The sequence below is a fragment of the Methylotenera sp. genome (assembly GCF_030653755.1).
GTDB lineage: Bacteria > Pseudomonadota > Gammaproteobacteria > Burkholderiales > Methylophilaceae > Methylotenera.
On sequence record NZ_JAURYU010000054.1, the window covers coordinates 52,869 to 58,868 of the forward strand.

Here is a 6,000-nt window from a genome sequence, read left to right on the forward strand (position 1 = left end):
TTACATTGGAACAAATTGTAAAAATTGCTGCCGAACAAAATCCATCCATTACCATTTCAAAGGCACGCGAAGATGCCGCCACAGCATCGGTCATTACAGCGACGACTTATGCTAACCCTCAATTTGAAATTGGCGCAGGTCCTTCAAACTACATTACACCGGGTGGTCAGGGTAACAATCGCAACTGGGGAGTGGCACTGTCACAGCCTTTAGACTTCCCAAGCGTTCGCAATGCTAAAAGAGAAGTCGCTGAAAAAAACGTTGACGTAGCAACACTTGGCATCGAGCTTACAAAAACGGATGTTCGTGCACGCGTAAAAAGCGCTTTTTATGATGTATTACAACGTCAGGCAGTGCTTGAGATTGCTGAAGCAGATCGTAATTTGCTTAAGGATATCCGTGAGCGTGTCAAATTACGTGTCGATGTAGGCGAATCTCCAAAATATGAGCTCATTAAAGCAGATACTGAAGCACTAGCGGCTGAGCGAGACTATCAGAGCGCAAGAGTAAGAGTGATTGAAGGAAAAGCCTATCTGCGAGGCTTAATTGGTGCTGTAGTGCCAGAGGATTACAACCTCACTGGCGAGTTACCCCTAAGCGCTAGCCTACCAAACATTGAAGACATTCGTGTTCTGATCAATGACGCTGTGCAGTTGAGACAAATTCGTGCAGCGATTAAAACTTCTGAGGCTAATCTGAGATTACAAGAAAAATTACGTAACCCAGGGTTAACTGTTAGAGCAGGAGTTGAGCAAGACCCTGATTTACGCCAGTTTAGGCTGGGCGTTCTCATCCCAATACCAGTTTGGGATCAGCGCGGTGGGCCAATTGCACAAGCAGCGGCTGAGTTAAAAGAAGTCAATGCGATGTTAAGTGAGCGTGAGTTGGCAATTAATCGCGATATTGAATCTGCCTATCAGCGCTATTTAATTTCACAGCAACAAGTAGTTGCATTTGAGAGTGGCCTGCTATCTCAGGCTGAGTCAGTGCTTAAAGTAGCAGAAGCCGCCTACCGCTTTGGCGAGCGCGGGATACTTGATTACTTAGATGCGCAACGTACCAAACGTGTTGTCAGTAAAGACTACTTATCCGCACGCTACGAATATATTAACACCATGCTGGAAATTGAACGCTTGCTTGGCTATGAACTTTTGGAGGTTAAATCTTAATGTCTGCTATATCTATGTTTTCAAATGCTTTACCAAGTAAAAATCTGTTTCTTGCTTTGTTTATAGCCAGCACTTTATTAGTTGGCTGTAATGCAAAAAAAGAAGAAGCGCCAGTTGTCGCTGAAGTAATAGATCCAAATATTGTGGAAATCTCAGGCCAATTAGCAAGCCAGATTAAACTTCACACAGTGGGTAATATAGAAATGCGTGGCACCTTGCGCGTTCCAGGAACAGTGCAAGTTGATGAACAGCGCATGGCAAGAATCGGTGCCTCAGTGACTGGGCGCATTAAAGACATTGAAGCCACCCTAGGCCAAAATGTCAAAAATGGGCAAGTCCTAGCAACGCTAAATAGTACTGAGTTAGCACAAAATCAACTGGTTTATATCAAAGCTGCTCAGCAGATTGGCTTGCAAAGTAAAGCCGTAGAGCGTGCTCAATTACTGCAAGAAGCCGATGTTATTGGTGCAGCTGAATTGCAACGCAGAGAAGCAGAGTTGAGTGCTGCGCAAGCTGAGTTAAATGCAGCTCGAGACCAACTACAGGTATTGGGCATGAGCGAGTCTGCTATCGACAAACTGACGCAGACAGGGCAAATTCGTTCTTATAGCAATGTAGTATCGCGTATCTCAGGCACAGTGATTAGCCGCAAGGTTAATCTAGGGCAAGTAGTACAGCCAGCAGAAGAGTTATTTATCATTGCCGACCTTTCTCGTGTCTGGGTAGTTGCTGAAGTACCTGAACAACAGGTAGAACTGATTAAAATCGATGAAGAAGTCGTGATTGAGATTCCAGCGCTTGGTAATAAACAATATAAAGCTAAGCTAATTTATGAAGGCGACGTAGTAAACCCAGAAACCAGAACTGTCACTGTGCGCTCTGATCTGGCAAACGAAGATCGTGAAATTAAGCCCGACATGCTGGTTTCAATGCTGATTCAATCGCAGCCAGAACCAAAACTAGCCTTGCCATTACAAAGTATTGTCAGAGAAAACGATACTACTTATGTTTACGTACAGCTAGCACCAAACAAGTTCCGTCTGCGTGAAGTTGAATTGGGGCCAGAATATGAAGGAATGGTGACCATCCTGAATGGTGTGTCCAAGGAAGAGATTGTAGTAGCGGATGGCGCATTCCATGTTAACAATGAACGTAAACGCAAAGAATTGGAGTAACGCATGATCGAATCTCTAATTCGTGGGGCGCTTAAACAGCGCCTGATTGTCATGGTGTTTGCCGTTGCAATGATGATTGCAGGCATATTTGCATTACAAAGACTTTCTGTGGATGCTTTTCCAGATGTCACCAATGTACAGGTGCAGATCGCAACACAGGCGACAGGTAAGTCACCAGAAGAAGTTGAGCGTTTTATTACCGTGCCTCTTGAAATCAGTATGACTGGGTTGCCGGGCCTGATAGAAATGCGCTCGCTCAATCGTAATGGCCTATCTTTAATTACGCTGGTATTCACTGAAAAAACGGATGTATATTTTGCGCGTCAGCTGGTGATGGAAAGGCTGATGGAAGTGATGGAAAAAATGCCAGAAGGCGTCATGCCAATTCTTGGCCCTGTTGCAACTGGTCTTGGTGAGGTTTATCAATATACGTTGGATAAACCTAGTGATGGTGAAAAAGAGCTTACGGTAGAAGATCTCACCGAACGCCGTGCGATACAAGACTGGGTGGTGAGGCCACTGCTGCGTGGTATTCCTGGCGTGGCCGAAATCAACTCGCAAGGTGGTTACGTTAAGCAATATCAGGCACAAGTTAACCCAGACCGTATGAACCATTATGGTTTAAAACTACAGGATATTTATACAGCATTTGCTAAGAACAATGCCAACAGCGGTGGTGGCGTATTGCCACAATTTGCAGAACAGTATCTGATTCGCGGTGTGGGTCTGATTGAAAATCTAGATGACATTCGTAATATCGTTCTAAAAGAGCAAAATGGTGTGCCAGTGTTTATGCGAGACGTCGCTGAAGTTAAGCTAGGGCATGAAGTGCGCGTTGGAGCAGTGATGAAAAATGGCTATACCGAGTCAGTTGGTGGCATTGTCATTATGATGCGTGCGGGTAACGCCAAAGAAGTTGTGAGCCGCGTTAAAGATCGTGTAAAAGAAATCAACGACAAAGGCATGTTGCCAAATGGCTTACAGATTGTGCCTTACTATGACCGTAGCGAGCTAGTAGATGCGGCATTGTTTACGGTAACAAAAGTGCTAATCGAAGGCATTATTCTGGTGGTTTTTATTCTGTTCCTATTCTTAGGTGATGTGCGCTCTAGCATTATTGTGGTGGCAACGCTCATACTAACGCCGCTAATTACGTTCATGGCGATGAATTATTACGGAATTTCAGCTAACCTCATGTCCTTAGGCGGCTTGGCAATTGCGATCGGCCTCATGGTTGATGGTTCGGTAGTGGTGGTTGAAAACGCCTTCCACCATTTAGGGCACAGGCAAAACGAGAGTAAGGTGCGCGTGGTGCTGGAGGCCGCGAGTGAAGTCGCTACGCCGGTATTATTTGGGGTAGGCATTATTATTTTAGTGTTCTTGCCACTCATGACACTAGAAGGAATGGAAGGCAAGATGTTTGCACCGTTAGCAATGACGATTGCAATCGCCTTGTTTGTATCACTGGTCATTTCACTAACCTTATCTCCAGTGCTTTGCTCTTACATTCTTAAGGGTGGTTCAGGTGAGGACACTAAGCTAATCCAATCGATTAAAAACCCATATTTGAAGCTGCTTAACTGGGCGCTTACGAATGATAAGAAAACTATTGCAACAGCATCATCAGTGTTCATTATTTCGTTATTGGTGTTGCCGTTGCTGGGGACCTCTTTTATTCCTGAAATGAAAGAAGGTTCAATTGTTCCGGGTATTAACCGTGTGCCTAACATTTCGCTTGAAGAATCTATCAAGATGGAAAACGAAGCAATGCGGCTGATTATGGAAAAGGTACCGGGCGTTAAATCTGCAATGTCTGGTATCGGTCGTGGTGAAAGCCCAGCTGACCCGCAAGCACAGAACGAATCTACGCCAATTGTCAGCCTGAAGCCAAGGGACGAATGGCCTGAGGGCTGGACGCAGGATGATATCGCCGACAAGATGACCGAAGTATTATCTGCAGGATTACCTGGCGTACAAATTGTCATGGCACAGCCGATTTCAGATCGTGTGGATGAGTTGTTAACTGGTGTTAGATCGGACGTGGCAGTGAAAGTATTTGGTGATGACATGGCTAAACTCAAAAGCAAGGCTGATGAAATTGCTAGAATAGCCAGTACAGTGCCAGGTGCGGTCGATCTACGTGTTGAAAAGGTTTCAGGCCAGCAATACCTGAATATCACCATCAACCGACAGGCGATTGCACGTCAGGGTATTAATGCTTCGGATATTCACGATATCATTGAAACTGCGATTGGCGGTAAGGTTGCCACCGAGATTTATGAAGGTGAGCGTAGGTTTTCTGGTGCGGTTCGCTTTCCTGAAAGTTTCAGGGACAATACCGAAGCGATCGGCAATATACTGGTAACTTCGCCAAACGGCTCACGCGTTGCATTGCGAGACCTAGCCAATATTGAAATTAAAGATGGCCCTGCACAAATCAGTCGTGAGTTAGGCAAACGCCGTATTGTAGTGGCAATTAACGTAAGAGATCGTGATCTGGGCGGGTTTGTTGCAGAATTACAGCAAACGCTAGATAAACAACTCAAGTTGCCTGACGGTTATTATCTTGAGTACGGTGGGCAATTCCAAAACATGGAGCGCGCACTAAATCATCTAATGATTATCGTTCCGGTGACCATTGCGGCAATCTTCTTCTTGCTGTTCTTGTTGTTTAATTCGGTAAGATACGCAACGATGATTATCATGATTTTACCTTTTGCTTCTATTGGTGGAATCTTTGCTTTACTGGTTACTGGGGAGTACCTCTCTGTACCAGCATCCGTTGGTTTCATTGCTTTATGGGGTATTGCCGTACTTAATGGCGTAGTATTAGTATCTTACATACGCTCACTACGTGATGAAGGTAGAGGTCAGATCGAAGCGATTGTGGAAGGCTGTCAACAAAGGTTTAGGCCAGTGATGATGACGGCAACGGTAGCCATGTTGGCGCTGGTGCCATTCCTATTTGCTACAGGCCCTGGCTCTGAAATTCAACGTCCTTTGGCTATTGTAGTCATTGGCGGGTTAATCAGCTCTACATTGCTTACACTAGTCGTGGTGCCAACCTTATACCGCAGGTTTGAAGAATCAAGAATCGAAGCATAATGCACAAGATAATCATGCAAAAGATAAAGGAGTTTCTGTTATGAAAGAAATTAAAGCGGTTATACAACCGCATCGCTTGCCAAAAATTCGTTCAGCCCTGCGCAATATTAAGGCTTTTCCGGGAATGACCATTAGCAAAGTGGAGGGATGTGGCCACCATGTGGCTAAACCAGCACAAGGCATCAGAGAAGAACTCACTGATTACAGCCCTAAAATTCATATTGAGATGATTGTTCCGGATGAATTACTCGAAGGCGTCTTACAGATTATTGTAGAAGTAGGCCATACTGGGCAAATCGGGGATGGCATCGTATGGGTGACTCCTGTAGAACGCTTTATCAGGCTATCTGAGCAAATAAAAGTAGTTGAATGTTAAGTGACTAGATTAAATGTGTAGCGCTAAAAATTTTCAAGGGTCTTAGGAAGCAAAGCACTAATTAAAGTGTGATAACTTCCTGAAATGGTTAATAAAAATAGATACTACAGCCGTTCTAAAATCACAGAGGCTAAATTCAGGCAGCTTGTGCGCTGTTTTGCCCTGGATTTTACTG

4 protein-coding genes and 1 pseudogene are annotated in these 6,000 nt (G+C 44.6%); all 5 read left to right on the plus strand.

Annotation, left to right across the window (positions count from 1 at the left end):
- Positions 1-5 precede the first annotated feature (5 nt).
- A complete protein-coding gene (locus tag Q7U33_RS11740) occupies positions 6-1,169 on the plus strand; it encodes a TolC family protein (RefSeq protein WP_304861193.1) in 1,164 nt (387 codons plus the stop codon).
- On the plus strand, positions 1,169-2,344 hold the full coding sequence (locus Q7U33_RS11745) for an efflux RND transporter periplasmic adaptor subunit (RefSeq protein ID WP_304861195.1): 1,176 nt from the start codon (positions 1,169-1,171) through the stop codon (positions 2,342-2,344). The genes Q7U33_RS11740 and Q7U33_RS11745 overlap by 1 nt, the downstream gene beginning before the upstream one ends.
- A gap of 3 nt (positions 2,345-2,347) precedes the next feature.
- Positions 2,348-5,449 carry an efflux RND transporter permease subunit gene (locus Q7U33_RS11750; RefSeq protein WP_304861197.1) on the plus strand — a complete coding sequence of 1,034 codons (3,102 nt, stop codon included), beginning with the start codon at positions 2,348-2,350 and terminating at the stop codon, positions 5,447-5,449.
- Between the two features lie 40 nt (positions 5,450-5,489).
- Positions 5,490-5,825 (plus strand): P-II family nitrogen regulator, encoded by a 336-nt coding sequence (locus tag Q7U33_RS11755; protein WP_304861199.1) that lies wholly within the window; start codon positions 5,490-5,492, stop codon positions 5,823-5,825.
- 84 nt (positions 5,826-5,909) lie between these two features.
- Positions 5,910-6,000, plus strand: a pseudogene (locus Q7U33_RS11760) (IS1595 family transposase); the annotation flags it as partial.

What these genes read in the sequence shown, in the direction of transcription:
- Q7U33_RS11755 (WP_304861199.1), top strand. Translation starts at nt 5,490, where the DNA reads ATGAAAGAAATTAAAGCGGTTATACAACCGCATCGCTTGCCAAAAATT.
- Q7U33_RS11750 (WP_304861197.1), top strand. Translation starts at nt 2,348, where the DNA reads ATGATCGAATCTCTAATTCGTGGGGCGCTTAAACAGCGCCTGATTGTC.
- Q7U33_RS11745 (WP_304861195.1), top strand. Translation starts at nt 1,169, where the DNA reads ATGTCTGCTATATCTATGTTTTCAAATGCTTTACCAAGTAAAAATCTG.